Source organism: Novosphingobium sp. TK71, assembly GCF_055361505.1.
Genome location: NZ_JBSZKA010000001.1, coordinates 50,270 through 67,032, shown reverse-complemented (window position 1 = coordinate 67,032; position 16,763 = coordinate 50,270). Strand labels below are relative to the sequence as shown.

Here is a 16,763-nt window from a genome sequence, read left to right as displayed (position 1 = left end):
CCAATGAGCGAAGCCGAGATGATCGAGAACCGGACGTTCGACGAAATCGCGATCGGCGAGACGGCGAGCGTGACGCGCACATTGTCGCGTCAGGACATCGCCCTGTTCGCGCTCGTGTCGGGCGACGTCAATCCGGCGCATCTCGACGCAGATTATGCGGCGACCGACATGTTCCGCCGGGTGATCGCCCATGGCCTGTGGGGCGGCGGTCTCATCTCCGCAGTCCTTGGCACCGAACTGCCAGGCCCCGGCGCCATCTATCTCAGCCAGTCGCTGCGCTTCGTGCGGCCCGTCGGTCTGGGCGACACCATCACCGCCACCGTCACCGTGCTCGAGAAACGGCCCGAAAAGCGCATCGTCCTGTTCGACTGCCGCTGCACCAACCAGAATGGCGAGGAAGTGATCACGGGTGAAGCCGAGGTGAAGGCCCCGAAGGAAAAGGTTCGCCGACCCCGCATGGCCCTGCCCGACTTCCGCCTATCGGATCATGACGGCTACCATCGGCTGATCGCGGCGGCGGCCTCGGACAAACCCGTGCCGACCGCGGTCGCCCACCCCTGCTCGGCTGCCGCGCTCGCGGCCGCCGTCGAGGCCGCGGACGCCGGGCTGATCGAAGCGTTGCTGGTGGGTCCCGAGGCGAAGATCCGCAAGGCGGCAGAGGACGCCGGCAAGGATATCAGCGCCTACCGCATCATCCCCGCCGACCATAGTCATGATGCAGCCGCAAAGGCTGTGGCGCTGATCCAGGCTGGCGAGGCCCGGCTGCTGATGAAAGGCTCGCTTCATACCGACGAGCTGATGGGGGCCGTCGTCGCGCGCACGACGGGCCTCAGGACCGAACGTCGCATCAGCCACGCCTATCTCATGGATGTGCCTGGCCATCCCCGGCCGCTGATCATCACCGACGCGGCGATAAACATCGCGCCCACGCTCGAGGAGAAGGCGGACATCATCCGCAACGCCATTGACCTCGCCCATGTGATCGAGATCGAACAGCCAAAGGTCGCGATCCTCTCCGCCGTCGAGACGGTCAATCCCGCCATGCAGTCGACGCTCGACGCGGCCGCGCTTTGCAAGATGGCCGATCGCGGGCAGATCACGGGCGGGCTGCTTGATGGGCCCCTCGCCTTCGACAATGCGATCAGCGAGGCGGCGGCAAAAGAGAAGGGCATCGTCTCGCCCGTGGCCGGCAAGGCGGAAATCCTGGTCGTCCCAGACATCGAGGCAGGCAACATGCTCGCAAAGCAGCTGACGTTCCTGGGCGGCGCGGATGCGGCCGGTGTAGTGCTGGGGGCCCGTGTGCCGATCATCCTCACGAGCCGCGCCGACAGCCTGCGCACACGGCTTGCCTCCTGCGCGGTCGCCGTGCTCCTCGCTCGGGCCGCAACCAAGGCCGCTCCGGGCGTTGCGGCGGGAGGCGCTGCATGAGGGCTGTCGTCGCGCTCAATTCCGGCTCTTCCAGCATCAAGTTCGCGCTGTTCACCCTCGACGAGAAGGATCGGCCGGAATTGTCCGCGGGCGGCAAGATCGAGAAGATCGGGATCGCACCGAGCCTGCTGATACGCACCGCGAAGGGCGATACACTTCACGAACGAGACTGGCCGCAGGGGGCAGCGCTCAGCCATGCCGAGCTGCTGGAATATCTGTTCTTCTGGGCGGGCGAGCATTTGCAGGGTCACCAGGTCATCGGGATTGGCCACCGGGTCGTGCATGGCGGCATTGAGTTCGCCGCGCCCTGTCTTGTCGATGACGCGGTGTTGGCGGAACTCGAGACGCTGTGCCCCCTCGCGCCGCTGCACCAGCCGCACAACCTTGCCGCCATCCGCGCGGTCTCCGCCCTGCAGCCCGACCTGCTCCAGGTCGCCTGCTTCGACACAGCCTTCCATCACGACAAGCCCGAGATCGCGTCCCGCCTCGCCCTCCCGCGCGCCCTCCATGATAAGGGCATCAGGCGATACGGCTTTCACGGGCTCTCCTACGAATATATCGCACGCAAACTCGCGGAACTCGACCCTGCTCTGGCGCAAGGCCGGGTCATCGCCGCACATCTTGGCAATGGCGCCAGCCTGTGCGCCATGAGGGCAGGCAAGAGCATGGACACGACCATGGGCTTCACCGCGCTCGACGGCCTGATGATGGGAACGCGGTGCGGATCGCTGGATCCCGGTGTGGTGCTCTACCTTCAAACCCAGCTCGGCATGAGCGCGGCCGAAGTGGAAGATTTGCTCTACAAGAAGTCCGGACTGCTCGGCGTCTCGGGCATTTCCAGCGATGTGCGCGCGCTTTCGCAAACCCGAACCCCCGAAGCCGACCAGGCGATAACCCTGTTCGCCTGGCGTGCCGCACGGGAAGCAGGTGCACTCGTCACTGCGCTCGAAGGCCTCGACGGCATAGTCTTCACCGCAGGGATCGGCGAGAATGATGCCGACATGCGCACGAGCATCTGCGGCAAGCTGGCCTGGCTTGGGGTCGAGCTCGACGAGAGCGCCAACAGCATGAACGCAGGTGTGATCAGCAGCAGCCAGAGCCGGATAAAGGTTCGGGTCATTCCCACTGATGAGGAAAGGATGATCGCCCTCCACACGATCTCCACAATAAGAGGCAAAAGAGACGCATGACCCCGCTCGTCGATCTCACCGGAAAACGTGGCCTTATTATAGGCATCGCCAATGAGCAGAGCATCGCGGCAGGCTGCGCCCAGGTCTTCCGGCAATGCGGTGCAGCGCTCGCCGCCACCTATCTGAACGAGAAGGCACGTGGCTGGGTCGAGCCGGTGACGAAAGAGCTCGACATCGAGTGGACCATGCCCTGCGACGTGCGCGAGCCGGGACAGCTCGAAGCTCTTTTCGAGGCTGTGCGCGAGCGCTGGGGCGGTCTCGACTTCCTGCTGCATTCGATCGCCTTCGCGCCGCGCGAGGACCTGCATGGGCGGGTCGTGGACTGTTCGGGCGATGGATTCGCTATGGCGATGGACGTATCGTGCCACAGCTTCCTGCGCATGGCCCACCTTGCCGAGCCTTTGATGACGGAGGGCGGCTGCCTGCTTTGCGTCACCTTCTACGGGTCCGAGCGCGTGGTCGAGAACTACAATCTGATGGGGCCGGTGAAGGCCGCGCTCGAAAGCGCGACCCGCTATGTCGCCGCCGAGCTTGGCCCCAAAGGCATTCGCGCCCACGCCATTTCGCCGGGGCCCATCGCCACACGGGCCGCCAGTGGCATTGATCGCTTCGACGAACTGCTGGAACGTGCCGCAGCCGTAGCGCCGGCGCGTACACTCGCCACGATCGAAGATGTCGGCGCGCTTGCCGCATTTCTCGTAAGTCCCGCAGCGCGCCACATCACGGGAACCGTGATCCCGGTCGATGGCGGGCAGCACCTTTTGGCCTAATCCGGTGAACGCTTTTGCCCTTCTGCTTCTCGCCGCATCTGCTTCAGCATCAGGCATCGATCCATCGCTTGAGGCCGTGATCAGTCAGGTGAGTACCGAGCCGGGATCCGGAAAGCTGGTGGTCGATGTGCGGATATTGAACGATGGCGATCACGCCGCCGCGTTTACGTTTCCCGAGAAGTTGACCGCGAGAGCGGAGAACAGGGATTCTGCGCAGATCCTCGTGCTGACGCATGAGGCGGGAGCGGCGCAGAGCGTCACGGTCGCGCCGCATACATTCGTCAAGGCACGCTACTTCCTCGCCGGCACATCCGCGCTGGTGGGCATGGCGCTGTCCATCCCCGAGTGGAAGTCGGCGGAAGTCCGGGTCGGCGCGCCCAACGAACCGACTTCGCAAGCGCTCGCCGAAGCAGCCACTGCCCCTGCGCCTCTATCGACTGGTGTGACGAACCCGGCGCCGGGTGATCGCAAGGTCGGTAATGCGTTCATCGACAATCTGGGTCCCTATGAGCCGATCTATGCCGTCTACGGCCCGGGCACCAACACGGAGGCCCGCATCCAGATCAGCTTCAAATATCGCCTGTTCGGCTCACGCCGCGGGCATGGCCTCGCGCCTTCGTGGCGCGACGGGCTGCATTTTGCCTTCACGCAGCGCATGTTCTGGGACGTGGGCGCGGAGTCATCACCGTTCCGCAATATCGACTATCTCCCCGAACTCTTCTATCTTGCGCCGCCCTTCGCGCTAAAAGACGGTCTCGCCGTCAGCGGGCAGATTGGCGTGCGGCACGAATCCAACGGCCGCGCGGGTCCGCAGTCTCGAAGCCTCAATTCCATCTATGTCGCGCCGATGGCATCGGCGGCTCTTGGCGGGGGCTACCGCCTGCTGCTCGGACCCCGACTTTCGTTCCTGATCGGCGAAAAATCCGACAATCCCGATATCCTGCGATACCGGGGCGCCACGTCCCTGTTCATGGAAGTGGGGAAGGAAGACGGACTGCGCCTCTCCACGTCCACCCGGTTCAACTTCTCCAGTGGCAAAGGTGCGGTCGGCGCGGACCTCTCCTACCCGCTAAACCGCCTATGGCCGGGCGGCCCGGATCTCTATCTCTTCGGGCAGGGCTTTACCGGTTACGGCGAAAATCTGCTCGACTATGATCGAAAGGCAACGCGATTGAGAATTGGCCTGGCGATAGTTCGCTAGCAGCAAATCCGTAATTCCCCAGGAAGCAATTCCGACAGCCAACAGCCGTCATGGCAAATGAACCGGTCAACACCTACCGAAACATCTGCTGTCAGCGAGCCCACCACATGGCGTATAGCAGGATGATGAGAGGCACCGCAGCACAAATCAATGAAATGACGGGAGGACTCTTGCTGGACATAGGTCACCTTTTCGACGTTCGTCGTCATGGTCACCTTGTGCCGAAAGATTGTGGATTTCGGATGGATGCCGTTTCACCAGCCGCCCGTCACGGCGCCACAGTGTATCTTTGGCATAATGGGCAGACCGTCTGGATATCATATGGCGTTGTGGCTCAGTGCGTTACCGCACCCGGCCAAAGGCCCAGGCGATCCGATGCATTTGGCTGTAATCGATACTGCTGGAGGCCGATTGCCTCCAGCGCGTCGATCTGCCGGACCGGTGATGGTCGATATCGCCGCTTCATGCTCATCCCGCTGGAGACGGGCACGGTTATCGCCGCTGATGGCGGCAAACAACAGCTGGCATGCAAACCTGTCTCCAATGGCCCAGAATTTGTTCAGGACGTCCCTGAAGAGCCTTCCTTGTCCTGGCCGGCCGACGGCGGCGTGAGAGACCGTGCCATTGCCAGCCAAGGCTTGAACATCGCTTCCACCGGGAGGATCGGGGCGCCCGTCAACGCTTCTGCCCAGCTTTTACGCCAGTCTCCAACGGCGGTCTCGATCTCCTGCGCGGTGGTCGTTCTGACCGCTTCGATCTCGCCAAGCATATCCTGCCAATGCCCGTTGACGCTGTTCACGGAAGCCTTCTTCTCCGGCGACAGCCCGTTGGCAAGCGCCAGGCGCGCTTCCTCCCCGATCTCGGTCACGCCTTTGGTGCCGAGTTCGATCAGCTTCTGCCCGCTCTCGCGCCACGTCTCCGCAATCTTCAGACCGAGCCGGATATTGGCCTGGACAAGAGCAGCGGCGTTTTCGAGTGGCTGGGCCATGGTCTTCTCCTGATATGGCGCGTCCTTGCAGACATCGATCGAACCCTGATCGCCGCAGGCCGGTGCAGCTATCGTGGATTATACGTAGCCGGAAAGACGCTGCCGCACCGATAGCAAAGGCTGCCATGAGCTCATCGCAACCATCATGATTACTCGCTTCTCTCGTGCTTTGATATTCCAGCCTGTGGCTCGAAAGAGTCGCGAAATGCTGTGCAGGAGTTGCACTGCGCTGGCGGCAGGAACAGTCTGATACATGCCACATCCTCGCCCACCGGATCGAAATCGATGACCAGGACATATGCAGCACTCTCTCCGCGTGCCGGCCCGATAGCGTCGCTCGCCGCGGCGGTGCTTTTTGTCGCGATCGCCACGGTAGCGGCGCTCGCGCTCGAACCCCTGCTGGCCGATCGCCCCACATGGCTGCTGCTCACAGTCGCCGTGCTCGCCTCTGCCTGGACCTGTGGCGTGAGCGGGGCGGGCTTTGCCACCCTTGCCTCCGCAATCAGTGGCTTTCTGCTGGTCGAAGCGCCTTTTCGAAACATGGACCATATCGTCCATGCCTCTGGCTTTGCGGTCATTTCGGTCGGGATCATCCTGCTGACCAGCCGGCTCTCGCATTGGCGGGAAACCGCCCATGTGCATGAGATCGATGCCGGCGAAAACTCCCGCAAGGCGCATGAGACCGCCGAGGAACTGGCCTTGCTCGTCGACGGCGCGACGAGTCTCGCCATCTACATGCTCGACGAAAAGGGCCGGGTCGCGATCTGGAACAAGGGCGCCGAGCGGATCAAGGGCTGGAAAGAGGAGGAGATATTGGGGCGCTGTTCGGCCACCTTCTATCCGCCCGAAGACGTCGCGAGCGGGAAGCCCGAGGCGGACCTGGCCTATGCCCGTGATCACGGTCGCTTTCAGGACAAATCGTGGCGCCTGCGCAAGGATGGGTCCGAATTTCTCGCCGACGTCACGATCACCCCGCTCTACGATGAGGACGGGCTGCGCGGATATGGGAAAGTGGTCCGCGACATCACCGACGAAAAGGCGGCTGAGCGCGCGATCGAGAAACGCGAGGCGCAGTTGAACTCGATCCTCGCGACCGTGCCCGACGCGATGGTTGTCATCGACGCCGAGGGAACGATGCTCTCGTTCAGCGCGGCGGCGCAGCGCATGTTTGGCTATGAGGAAGCCGAAGTGCTCGGCCGGAATGTCTCGATGCTGATGCCGTCTCCCGACCGGGAAGCGCATGACGGCTATATCGCGCGCTTCCTGCAGACGAGACAGGCGCATATCATCGGCAGCACCAGGCGCGTCATGGGCTGCCGCAAAGACGGCACGCTCGTACCCCATGAATTGGCGATCGGCGAAGCGACCGGCGGCGGCGAGCGGGTGTTCACCGGCTTCATGCGTGATCTCACCGCCGAGGAGGCGACAGCGGCGCACCTGAAGGATCTCCAGGCCGAGCTGATCCATGTCTCGAGGGTGAGCGCGATGGGCGCCATGGCTTCGACCCTGGCGCATGAGCTCAACCAGCCGATCACGGCGGTCGTCAACTATGTGCAGATCGCCCATGTTCTCCTCGAAGACCCCGATCCGGAGACGATCGCGGAGGTGCGCGACGCGCTGGCGGATGCGGCATCGGAATCGCTGCGCGCGGGCCAGATCGTTCGGCGGTTGCGCGATTTCGTGGCGCGCGGCGAGGTCCAGAAGCAGGTCCAGGATCTCCCCAAGCTGATCGCGGAAGCCTGCTCGCTGGGGCTAGTGGGTCTCAGCCAAAACGGCATCCAGACCCGGCTTGCGCTCGATCCGGCGGCCACGCCCGTGCTCGCCGACCGTGTCCAGATCGAGCAGGTCCTCGTCAATCTCATACGCAACGCGGCCGAAGCGATGGCGGACAGCCCGGTGCGGGAACTCACCATTTCTTCCGCGCTCGAGGGGCCAGCAATGGTGCGGGTCACCATCGCCGACACCGGCCCCGGGCTCGCCGAAGAGGTCGCTTCCCAGCTTTTTCAGGCCTTCCTCAGCACCAAGACCGACGGCATGGGTCTGGGGCTGTCGATCTGTCGCACGATCATCGAGGCGCACGGTGGCAAGATCTGGGTAGACACGCCGCCGGGCGGCGGAACGCGCTTTCACTTTACATTGATGCATATCGTTTCGGAGGATGGTGATGACGGATAGGCGCACCGTACATATTGTGGATGACGAGGCTGCGATCCGCCGTTCGGCAGGCTTCCTCCTCAAGAAGTCCGGCTATCGCGTCGAGACCTGGGCCTCGGGCGTCGATTTCCTGAAGGAGGTTCGAGGCGCTACCGAGGGCTGCATCCTGCTCGATGTGCGCATGCCGGTCATGGACGGCCTGGAAGTCCAGCAGGCATTGGTCGGTCAGGGTGTGACGATGCCGGTCGTGCTGCTCACCGGTCATGCCGATGTGGGTATTGCCGTGCGGGCGATGAAAGCTGGCGCGGTCGATTTTGTCGAGAAGCCCTTCGAGATGACCGTGCTGCTCGGCGCCATCGAGACGGCCTTCGCCCGGCTTGGCGACAAGGAACGGTACGCGGCGTCAGCCCAGGAGGCTGCGCTCATCATTGCCGGCCTCACTCCGCGCGAACGCGATGTGCTCGAAGGCCTCGCCCGGGGCCTGCCCAACAAGACGATCGCCTATGATCTCGATATCTCCGCCCGGACAGTCGAGGTTCACCGCGCCAATCTGATGACGAAGCTCGGGGTGCATTCCTTCCCGGACGCCCTGCGGATCGCATTCGCGGCGGGGCTGGGTACCGACCGGGAGTAGTTGAATCTACCCTTCACCGCGTCTGCGCTGGCAAAATTTGCGCTTGTTGACCCGCCGCCTTGACGCGGCGGCGTAGATGACATGAGCATAGCCATGCGAGCGGCTGTGCTGCGCCTCAAGGCGCAATGTCAAAGCCGATTCGATATCGGCCGCAAGCATCAACTGTGGGAACTGGGGGCTATATGACCGATATTGCCGAACGGGTCGTGAAGATCGTCATCGAACATATGGGCGTCTATGACGACAAGGTGACGCCCGAAGCCAGCTTCCTGGACGATCTCGGGGGCGATAGCCTCGATGTGGTGGAGTTGGTGATGGCATTCGAGGACGAATTCGGGATCACCATCCCGGATGCGGATGTCGAACGTATCGCCACGGTGCAGGATGCGATCCGCTATGTGGAAGCCGCCAAGGCGGCAACTGAAAGTTGACACCCTCGAAGCAGACCGCTGCAAGAATGCCCAGGCTCTCCGCGCCCGTTTAATGTGTCACAGGGAGTTATACACCGCCGAGGCGAGATGTCGGCCCCAGCCAAAAGTGTCACATCACCATGGGATGAATACGTAGGGACGGGGCTTTGTGCGGGACACATAACGGCAAAAGACCGCATTTTTGCCGGTAGGACGCATGATAGCAGAGCCAGCCAGTTCCGCCGAACCCGAGCGACCGCGTGTCCTTCTCGTAGAGGACGACAGTGCGGTGCGCCGGTCGATCCAGTTGATCCTCCAGGCTCGCGGCTACGATGTGCGCGCCTTCTCCAGTGGCGCGCTCGCGCTAGCCGACCCATCCGCCCTCGAGGCCGCCTGTCTTGTCACGGACTATCGCATGGCCGGGATGAGCGGGCTGGATCTGCTTCGAGGACTTCGAGCAGTTGGATGGCGACGCCCCGCCATCCTTATCACAGCACATCGGAGCGACTATATCGAGGAGAGCGAAGGCGCGCTTTTCGATGAGATATTGGAGAAGCCCTTGCTGGATCGTCGCCTGTGCGCCTGCGTCGATCGCGCCACTGGCCGCGCCTAAGCTGCACGGTTAGATGTTCAGTTGGCGTGGATCAGTGTGGCGACCAAATGATACGAGCGGGAACCAACCGTTGCATATTGCAGCAGTTCCGGAATTCATCCCCACAACGGTTTATCACAAATATCCAGATAGATTTAAACGGCCGGCCTCGGATTAATAATTGCGGAATTGTTGCAAAATTGTTTATTACTGTTATCAAATATTATCTATATAGCTTTGGCAGGGAAATTACCGCGAGGATTTCATTTGGCCGATCTACCATCCCCCCGGTGCTGCAAAATCCTGTTGGCAACAGACCTTGGTCCACGCTGTGATCGCGCCCTCGACCGTGCAGTTCAGCTTTCGGACGAGACGGGCGCCGAGCTGATTGCCGTCTATGTTGCCGATCCAGCCGATACGCCTCGACACTATCTGGATCGTAGTCGCCGCTCGTGGCGCAGATTGCCCGATCCGACCGAACGGATGCGCTGGCGCCTCCGGCGCGATCTTTCAAGCGTCACACAGAAGGTTCGAGTGATCGTCGAGGAGGGAAATCCGGCCGAGAAGCTGGTGGACATCATATCCAGAGAGGATTGCGATATGATCATCACGGGAACCGCCAGCGCGGAATCCCTGGGGCGGATGTTGCTAGGGAGCACTGTCAACCGTATTCTAAGGGGCACCAAAGCACCCATCCTGGTCGTGCATGACCGTCCTCGCGGGCCCTATCGTCGCATAGCGCTCGCGACCGATTTTTCCGATGCCTCTGTAGAGGCACTCCAAACCGTCGCGGCGTTGTTCCCCGGCGCTGACCTGACCCTGTTCCACGGCTATGATGTCCCTTTCGGAGGAATCGCCGATCACGACCCTGCGGACGATCTGCGATCCATGGAAAAGGAGATGACCGCCAGATTTTGCAGCGACGAACGTATCGATCCAGCCCTCAGGCAGCACGCGACCGTCGTCGTCGAACATGGCCCCCCGGAAGCGGTCCTGGGCGATTTCGTCGAAAACGAAGATATCGATCTAACCGTCATCGGCAGCCACGGGCGGGGCGCTGTGTTCGACGCACTGATCGGCAGCACCGCCAAGCGCCTTGTCGAAACGCTCGAAAGCGACTTGTTGATCGTCCATCATGTTGAGCGAGACTGATCGTCTGAAGGCGCCAGTTCCCGATCACCCGCAAGATCATCGCCGTTGCCGCTCGGCCGCAACCCAGGCGAGTGCCTGCCCTCCATGGACCTCCCGGGAAGACGCAAAACCTATCACTGGTGACGGCGCGTCCAACGTCCTTGCATCACAATCGCATCTTGGCCTTGCCCTATCCGGTGACTTTCACCCATGAAGGTCGAAACTGCTCAAGAGGCGTTCAGCCAGCCAAGGACCATAGCCCGCGCATGACCGACGCGAGATCATTGTTTTTCATTCTCGCGCTTCCCTTTCTCGGCGCCTTCGTTGCAGCCTTTCTTCCGGCCCGCGGCCGCGACTGGGCATCCGCACTCGCCGGTCTGTTCGCGCTGGTCGGACTCGCGATGGTCATTCGGCTTTATCCATCTGTGGCGGAAGGCATTCCGCTGCGGGAGACGGTTCCCTGGCTGCCATCCCTTGGCCTCGACCTCACTGTCCGGCTGGATGGCTTCTCCTGGCTATTCGCGGTGCTCATCCTCGGCATGGGCGCGCTCGTGATACTCTACGCGCGCTACTACATGTCGCCCGACGATCCGGTCCCGCGTTTTTTCAGCTTCCTCCAGGCGTTCATGGGCTCGATGCTGGGGCTGGTCCTGGCGGGCAACCTCATCCAGATCGCTTTTTTCTGGGAAATGACGAGTCTCTTCTCCTTCCTGCTGATCGGCTACTGGCATCACAATCAAAGCGCTCGCGATGGCGCGCGCATGGCCTTGATCGTAACGGCCACCGGTGGGGTCTGCCTGCTGGTGGGCCTCCTCCTGCTTGGCCGGATGGCGGGGAGCTACGATCTCGATGCGGTCCTGGCGGCCGGAAGCGTGATACGCGGCCACCTTCTCTATCTCCCCTGCCTGATTCTCATCCTGATCGGCGCCTTCACCAAGAGCGCGCAGTTCCCCTTTCATTTCTGGCTGCCGCACGCGATGGCGGCGCCCACACCGGTCTCGGCCTATCTCCATTCGGCGACGATGGTGAAGGCGGGTATCTATATCCTCATCCTCCTCTGGCCCGTGCTGGCCGGCACCGAAGCGTGGTATCTGATTGTTGCGACCACCGGCCTTGTCACCCTGCTCGTGGGCGCGTGGTCGGCGATCTTCCAGCACGACCTTAAAGGCATGCTGGCCTACTCGACCATCAGCCACCTCGGCCTGATCACGCTGCTGCTCGGGCTCGGCAGTCCGCTGGCCGCCGTCGCCGCCATTTTCCACACCGTCAATCATGCGACCTTCAAGGCCTCGCTGTTCATGGCGGCCGGCATCATCGATCATGAGACAGGCACGCGTGATCTGCGCAAGCTCAGCGGCCTTGCCCGTTTCATGCCGATCACGGCCACGCTGGCAATGGTTGCGGCCGCCGCGATGGCGGGCGTGCCGCTCCTCAACGGTTTCCTGTCGAAGGAGATGTTCCTCGCCGAAGCGCTCGAAGCACATAGCGGGACGGTTCTCGATCGCCTGCTCCCAGTGCTGGCGACGCTCGCCAGCATGTTCAGCGTTCTCTACTCGCTGCGCTTCATCCATCAGACCTTCTTCGGGCCGCCCCCCACGGACCTCCCCCACACGCCCCACGAAGCACCGCACTGGATGCGTCTGCCCATAGAGATACTCGTTCTGCTATGCCTCCTCGTCGGCATCATTCCCACGCTGACAATCGCTCCGCTTCTGGGCAGCGCGGTCAGATCCATCCTCGGCGACAGGACGCCTTCGTACAATCTGGCGATCTGGCACGGCTTCAACCTGCCGCTGCTGATGAGCGCGATCGCGCTGCTCGGCGGCATCCTCCTCTACAGCCTGTTCCGCCAGCGGCTGAATACGACGGCACAGTCACCTGTCATCGGGCGGTTGAAGGGCAAGCGCACCTTCGAAGCGGTACTCGCGGCGCTCATTGACGGCGCGCGCGCGGTCTATCGCTTCGTCAGCACCAGGCGGCAGCAGGTGCAACTCCGTCTCATCATCGTGACCGCGCTCATCGCCGGCACCCTTCCTGTCGCGATCCAGGGTTACAGCGCAGGTACTCGTGCCAGCATTCTGATCGATCCCGTCTTCGCCCTTTTGTGGCTGCTGGGCGGCACTGCCGCAATCGCAGCTGCGGTGGAGGCCAAGTTTCACCGCCTGGCCGCCCTGGCGCTGGTCGGTGTCGCCGGCCTTTCCACCTGCATAAGCTTCGTCTGGTTGTCGGCGCCCGACCTTGGCCTTACCCAATTGCTCGTCGAGATCGTGACGCTCGTCCTGTTGCTGCTTGGCCTGCGCTGGCTGCCCCAGCGTTTGCCGGATTTGTGGTCCGACGAGCGCACGCCCTTCGCGGTTCGGTTTCGCCGGAGCGGTGATCTTCTGCTGGCATGCCTGGGCGGAATCGGGGTCGCAGCGCTGGCCTATGCGATGATGACGCGCGCTACCCCCGACGGCATCTCGCGCTACTTCATGGAACAGGCCTATCCGGGCGGAGGCGGTACCAACGTCGTCAATGTCATCCTCGTCGATTTCCGCGGCTTCGATACACTGGGCGAGATCACGGTCCTCTCCATCGTTGCGCTCACCGTGTTTACGCTGCTGCGACGCTTTCGGCCGGCCGCCGAAAGCGTGGCGCTGCCCGATCAGCAGCAGGTCCAGAACGCGTCAGACGACGCGCGTGTCGGCGGCGAGCTCGGTGATACCGCGCTCCATTATCTTCTGGTCCCGAAAATCATCATGGAGTGGCTGTTCCCGGTCATCCTCACCTGCGCACTTTATCTGCTGGCGCGTGGTCATGACCTTCCCGGCGGCGGCTTTGCCGGCGGCGTCACCGCATCGATCGCCATCCTGCTGCTCTACATGGCGAGTGGTACGCGTTCGGTCGAGGCGCGGCTGAACGTGCGGCCGGTGCGCTGGATCAGCGCAGGTCTGCTTCTTGCGACCCTGACCGGCACGGCGGCGACATTGTTCGGCTATCCGTTTCTCTCGACCTACTTTCGCTATATGGACCTGCCAGTCATCGGCAAGGTACCTCTTGCCAGCGCGCTGCTGTTCGATATCGGCGTCTTCGCGGTCGTCGTTGGAACGACGGTTCTGATCCTGATCGCGCTGGCCCACCAGTCGATTCGAACGCCAAGAGCCCCACGCCCAATCGAGAGCGCCGATTCATCCGGTGTATCCGGAGAAATCGTCTGATGGAAATCGCGCTTGCCCTGGCGATCGGAGTGCTGACGGCATCCGGTCTCTGGCTGCTCTTTCGACCGCGTACCTTCCAGGTCGTACTGGGTCTCGCGCTCCTGTCCTATGCCGTCAATCTGTTCATCCTTGCCTCAGGCCGCTTGCGCACCGATGCTCCGCCGATCGTGGGCAAGGGCAAGGTCGATCCCGCCCTCTATGTCGATCCGGTGCCCCATGCGCTGGTCCTGACGGCGATCGTCATCTCCTTTGCCACCACGGCACTGCTGCTGGTCGTTCTGCTCGCCTCGCGCGGCCTCAACGGCACCGACCATGTCGATGGCGAGGATGACGAGCCATGATCGGCTGGGACCAGCACCTCATCATCGCCCCGATCATCCTGCCGATCCTGGTCAGTGCGCTGATGCTCGCGTTCGACGAACGGCGCCGCGCGCTCAAGCGCGCTCTGAGCTTTGCCACGACCGCAGGCTTGGTCGTCATCGCCGCCCTTCTCCTTTGGCGTGTAGATGGAGGCGCGGGCATGGACGGCGCCCCACAAGCCTATCTGCTCGGCAACTGGCCCGCGCCCTTCGGCATCGTCCTAGTCGCCGATCGGCTGTCCGCCTTGATGCTGCTGCTGACCAGCGTGCTGGGCTCCACAGCGCTGTTCTACGCGCTGGCCCGCTGGGATCGTTCGGGGCCGCGCTTCCATGTGCTGTTCCTGCTGCTGCTCGCGGGTGTCAACGGCGCCTTCCTGACCGGCGACATCTTCAACCTTTTCGTTTTCTTCGAAGTGCTGCTGGCGGCGTCCTACGGCCTTATCCTGCATGGCGCGGGAGAGGAGCGCACCAAGGCGAGCCTCCACTATATCACGATCAACATCGCCACCTCGCTGCTGTTCCTGATCGGCGTCGCGATGATCTATGGCGTGACGGGCACGCTCAACATGGCGGATCTCGCGACACGCATCCCTCATGTGCCGTCTCAGGATATCGGGCTCCTCGAGGCCGGGGCCGCGATCCTCGGCGTCGCGTTTCTGGTCAAATCCGGCATCTGGCCCCTGAGCTTCTGGCTTCCCCGCACCTATGCGGCGGCCGCACCGCCGGTGGCGGCGATCTTCGCGATCATGACGAAGGTCGGCATCTACATCGTGCTGCGCCTCACCTCGCTCCTGTTCAGCGATGCGTCGGGGACCGCTGCGGGCTTCGCCGGAGACTGGCTTGTCTGGTCGGGCTTCGCGACGATGCTCTTCGGCACGCTCGGCATCCTGGCGACAAGAACGCTCACACGGGTCGCGGGCCATTATGTCCTGGTGTCTTCAGGCACGCTGTTGGCCGCGATCGGTATCGGCGGCGAGGCGCTGACCGCGGCGCTGCTTTTCTATCTCGTCAGCTCCACGCTTGCGGTCGGCGCGCTCTACCTCATCATCGAGCCGGTGGAGCGCAACGCCGATGAGGATGACATCATCGCGGGCGTCGCCGAGCCCGTCTTCGATGACGAATATACCGGAGCGGTCGTAGAGGAAGAAAACGAGGCCGGCGTCGCCATTCCCGGCACCATCGCGATCCTGGGCGGCGGGTTCATCTTCTGCACCCTGCTGCTGGCGGGACTACCGCCACTGTCCGGCTTCATCGCCAAGTTCGCCATCATCGACGCGCTGTTCGACCAGCCTTTCATTCCGCCCACGTCATGGGCGCTGATCACCCTCATCATCCTCTCGGGCCTTGCGACGTTGGTGGCGATGACGCGCGCCGGGATCGACCTTCTATGGACCCCAGGCGAAGATTCGCCAGCCCGGCTCAGCGTGATCGAGGTCGCACCGATCGGGCTCCTCCTGGCCGCCTGCCTCGCGTTGATGCTGGGAGCCGGCCCGCTCTATCGCTACATGGAGGCAACCGCCAAGGCGCTCGGCGCGCCCTCGGTCTATATCGAGGCCGTCCGCGCCGCGCCGCATATGCGGGGGACGAGGCCTTGAGACGACTACTCCCCTATCCCCTTCTTGCCCTCGCCCTGTTCGGCATGTGGATTCTTCTCACCGGCTTTTCGCCAGGCCATGTCGTCATTGCCGCCGCCGTTGGCATATTGGGCGCTCAGATCATGCGCAGGCTGTCACCTGAGCAGCCCCGCATCCGGTTCAACAGGGCGGTGGTGAAGCTTGCCGCTCTTGTCATCGCGGATATCGTCCGCTCGAACATCGCCGTCGGGCGCATCATATTGTTCAGCCCGCCCGATCGCCGGTCCGGCTTCATTGAACTGCCCATCGCGCTGCGCGATCCCTATGCGCTTGCTGCCCTCGCGATCATCATCACCGCCACGCCCGGCACATTGTGGCTCCAGCACGATGTCCGCAAAAACGCCGTCCTCATCCACGTCCTGGACCTCGTTGACGAGGACCAATGGATCGCGCTGATCAAGAGCCGATATGAGCCATTGCTGATGGAGATTTTTGAATGAGCATGCTCGTTCTCGCGCTGGCCATAACGCTGGCGCAGATCATGCTGGGTATGGCCATGGCCTGTGCCGCCTTCCGCGTATTGCGGGGTCCGCGCGCGCAGGACCGGGTGCTGGGTGTCGATGCGCTCTATCTTGCCGGTATGCTGCTCCTTCTCACCTACGGTATCCAGACCGGTCGAACGCTGTTTTTCGAGGCGGCGCTCGTTATCGCGCTTATGGGGTTTGCCGGGACCGTCGCTTTTGCGAAGTTCCTTATGCGCGGGGAGGTGATCGAATGATCCAGGCGCCTGACCTGCCGCTTTGGGCAGCGCTGATCGTCGGAACCTTCGTGCTTGTGGGCGCTTCGATTACGCTGATCGGCGCCTTGGGACTGCTGCGGCTCAGAAGCTTCTATGACCGGGTCCATGCGCCGACGCTAGGACCAACGCTGGGAACGACCTGCATTCTTGTAGCATCGATAACCTGCTTCTCGGTCCTGCAATCGCGGCCTGTTATCCACGAGGTCCTGATTCTGGTCTTCGTGACAGTAACGACGCCGGTGACGCTCATGCTTCTCGCACGAGCGGCGATTTACCGCGACCGGCGGGCGGGCGTTACGGACGTTCCTAAGGACTAAGGTCGTTGGTGGACAGGGA

16 protein-coding genes are annotated in these 16,763 nt (G+C 62.7%); 15 read left to right on the top strand and 1 reads right to left on the bottom strand.

Annotated features, from left to right (window positions below):
- Positions 1 to 3 precede the first annotated feature (3 nt).
- The 4 genes from ACXJ16_RS16655 (at position 4) to ACXJ16_RS16640 (ending at position 4,589) form a co-directional block, all read left to right on the top strand.
- Entirely contained in the window at positions 4 to 1,428 is a 1,425-nt protein-coding gene (locus tag ACXJ16_RS16655; protein ID WP_463922652.1) for a bifunctional enoyl-CoA hydratase/phosphate acetyltransferase, read from the top strand.
- Positions 1,425 to 2,618, top strand: coding sequence for an acetate/propionate family kinase (locus ACXJ16_RS16650; RefSeq protein ID WP_463922651.1), 1,194 nt, complete (start codon positions 1,425 to 1,427; stop codon positions 2,616 to 2,618). The genes ACXJ16_RS16655 and ACXJ16_RS16650 overlap by 4 nt, the downstream gene beginning before the upstream one ends.
- A complete protein-coding gene (gene fabI, locus ACXJ16_RS16645; protein ID WP_463922649.1) occupies positions 2,615 to 3,388 on the top strand; it encodes an enoyl-ACP reductase FabI in 774 nt (257 codons plus the stop codon). Before ACXJ16_RS16650 ends, fabI begins: the two co-directional genes overlap by 4 nt.
- A gap of 88 nt (positions 3,389 to 3,476) precedes the next feature.
- Positions 3,477 to 4,589, top strand: coding sequence for a phospholipase A (locus tag ACXJ16_RS16640; protein WP_463922647.1), 1,113 nt, complete (start codon positions 3,477 to 3,479; stop codon positions 4,587 to 4,589).
- 559 nt (positions 4,590 to 5,148) lie between these two features.
- On the opposite strand, the gene ACXJ16_RS16635 is transcribed toward ACXJ16_RS16640, so the two are convergent.
- Positions 5,149 to 5,577: a hypothetical protein gene (locus ACXJ16_RS16635; protein ID WP_463922646.1), complete on the bottom strand. Its 429-nt coding sequence runs from the start codon at positions 5,575 to 5,577 to the stop codon at positions 5,149 to 5,151.
- 285 nt (positions 5,578 to 5,862) lie between these two features.
- Between ACXJ16_RS16635 and ACXJ16_RS16630 the strand changes: the two genes are divergently transcribed.
- The 11 genes from ACXJ16_RS16630 (at position 5,863) to mnhG (ending at position 16,744) form a co-directional block, all read left to right on the top strand.
- Positions 5,863 to 7,752: a PAS domain S-box protein gene (locus tag ACXJ16_RS16630; RefSeq protein ID WP_463922644.1), complete on the top strand. Its 1,890-nt coding sequence runs from the start codon at positions 5,863 to 5,865 to the stop codon at positions 7,750 to 7,752.
- Complete coding sequence (locus ACXJ16_RS16625) at positions 7,742 to 8,365, top strand: response regulator transcription factor (RefSeq protein ID WP_463922643.1); 624 nt, start codon at positions 7,742 to 7,744, stop codon at positions 8,363 to 8,365. The genes ACXJ16_RS16630 and ACXJ16_RS16625 overlap by 11 nt, the downstream gene beginning before the upstream one ends.
- Before the next feature lie 182 nt (positions 8,366 to 8,547).
- Positions 8,548 to 8,796: an acyl carrier protein gene (locus tag ACXJ16_RS16620; RefSeq protein WP_463922642.1), complete on the top strand. Its 249-nt coding sequence runs from the start codon at positions 8,548 to 8,550 to the stop codon at positions 8,794 to 8,796.
- Positions 8,797 to 8,992: 196 nt separating this feature from the next.
- A complete protein-coding gene (locus tag ACXJ16_RS16615) occupies positions 8,993 to 9,388 on the top strand; it encodes a response regulator transcription factor (RefSeq protein ID WP_463922641.1) in 396 nt (131 codons plus the stop codon).
- 285 nt (positions 9,389 to 9,673) lie between these two features.
- Entirely contained in the window at positions 9,674 to 10,519 is an 846-nt protein-coding gene (locus ACXJ16_RS16610; RefSeq protein WP_463922639.1) for a universal stress protein, read from the top strand.
- Between the two features lie 245 nt (positions 10,520 to 10,764).
- Complete coding sequence (locus ACXJ16_RS16605) at positions 10,765 to 13,695, top strand: monovalent cation/H+ antiporter subunit A (RefSeq protein ID WP_463922638.1); 2,931 nt, start codon at positions 10,765 to 10,767, stop codon at positions 13,693 to 13,695.
- Positions 13,695 to 14,036, top strand: a complete 342-nt coding sequence (locus ACXJ16_RS16600) for a Na+/H+ antiporter subunit C (protein ID WP_463922637.1) — start codon at positions 13,695 to 13,697, stop codon at positions 14,034 to 14,036. The genes ACXJ16_RS16605 and ACXJ16_RS16600 overlap by 1 nt, the downstream gene beginning before the upstream one ends.
- A complete protein-coding gene (locus tag ACXJ16_RS16595) occupies positions 14,033 to 15,649 on the top strand; it encodes a monovalent cation/H+ antiporter subunit D (protein ID WP_463922636.1) in 1,617 nt (538 codons plus the stop codon). The genes ACXJ16_RS16600 and ACXJ16_RS16595 overlap by 4 nt, the downstream gene beginning before the upstream one ends.
- Complete coding sequence (locus tag ACXJ16_RS16590; protein WP_463922635.1) at positions 15,646 to 16,128, top strand: Na+/H+ antiporter subunit E; 483 nt, start codon at positions 15,646 to 15,648, stop codon at positions 16,126 to 16,128. Before ACXJ16_RS16595 ends, ACXJ16_RS16590 begins: the two co-directional genes overlap by 4 nt.
- Positions 16,125 to 16,406: a K+/H+ antiporter subunit F gene (locus ACXJ16_RS16585; protein ID WP_463922634.1), complete on the top strand. Its 282-nt coding sequence runs from the start codon at positions 16,125 to 16,127 to the stop codon at positions 16,404 to 16,406. Before ACXJ16_RS16590 ends, ACXJ16_RS16585 begins: the two co-directional genes overlap by 4 nt.
- Positions 16,403 to 16,744 carry a monovalent cation/H(+) antiporter subunit G gene (gene mnhG / locus ACXJ16_RS16580; RefSeq protein WP_463922633.1) on the top strand — a complete coding sequence of 114 codons (342 nt, stop codon included), beginning with the start codon at positions 16,403 to 16,405 and terminating at the stop codon, positions 16,742 to 16,744. Before ACXJ16_RS16585 ends, mnhG begins: the two co-directional genes overlap by 4 nt.
- Positions 16,745 to 16,763 lie beyond the last annotated feature (19 nt).

Excerpts from the sequence above, each read along its gene's own strand:
- ACXJ16_RS16650 (WP_463922651.1), top strand. The coding sequence starts at position 1,425 with ATGAGGGCTGTCGTCGCGCTCAATTCCGGCTCTTCCAGCATCAAGTTC.
- ACXJ16_RS16605 (WP_463922638.1), top strand. The coding sequence starts at position 10,765 with ATGACCGACGCGAGATCATTGTTTTTCATTCTCGCGCTTCCCTTTCTC.
- ACXJ16_RS16635 (WP_463922646.1), bottom strand. The coding sequence starts at position 5,577 with ATGGCCCAGCCACTCGAAAACGCCGCTGCTCTTGTCCAGGCCAATATC.
- ACXJ16_RS16585 (WP_463922634.1), top strand. The coding sequence starts at position 16,125 with ATGAGCATGCTCGTTCTCGCGCTGGCCATAACGCTGGCGCAGATCATG.
- ACXJ16_RS16615 (WP_463922641.1), top strand. The coding sequence starts at position 8,993 with ATGATAGCAGAGCCAGCCAGTTCCGCCGAACCCGAGCGACCGCGTGTC.
- ACXJ16_RS16630 (WP_463922644.1), top strand. The coding sequence starts at position 5,863 with ATGACCAGGACATATGCAGCACTCTCTCCGCGTGCCGGCCCGATAGCG.
- ACXJ16_RS16595 (WP_463922636.1), top strand. The coding sequence starts at position 14,033 with ATGATCGGCTGGGACCAGCACCTCATCATCGCCCCGATCATCCTGCCG.
- ACXJ16_RS16600 (WP_463922637.1), top strand. The coding sequence starts at position 13,695 with ATGGAAATCGCGCTTGCCCTGGCGATCGGAGTGCTGACGGCATCCGGT.
- ACXJ16_RS16625 (WP_463922643.1), top strand. The coding sequence starts at position 7,742 with ATGACGGATAGGCGCACCGTACATATTGTGGATGACGAGGCTGCGATC.
- ACXJ16_RS16620 (WP_463922642.1), top strand. The coding sequence starts at position 8,548 with ATGACCGATATTGCCGAACGGGTCGTGAAGATCGTCATCGAACATATG.
- fabI (WP_463922649.1), top strand. The coding sequence starts at position 2,615 with ATGACCCCGCTCGTCGATCTCACCGGAAAACGTGGCCTTATTATAGGC.
- ACXJ16_RS16655 (WP_463922652.1), top strand. The coding sequence starts at position 4 with ATGAGCGAAGCCGAGATGATCGAGAACCGGACGTTCGACGAAATCGCG.
- mnhG (WP_463922633.1), top strand. The coding sequence starts at position 16,403 with ATGATCCAGGCGCCTGACCTGCCGCTTTGGGCAGCGCTGATCGTCGGA.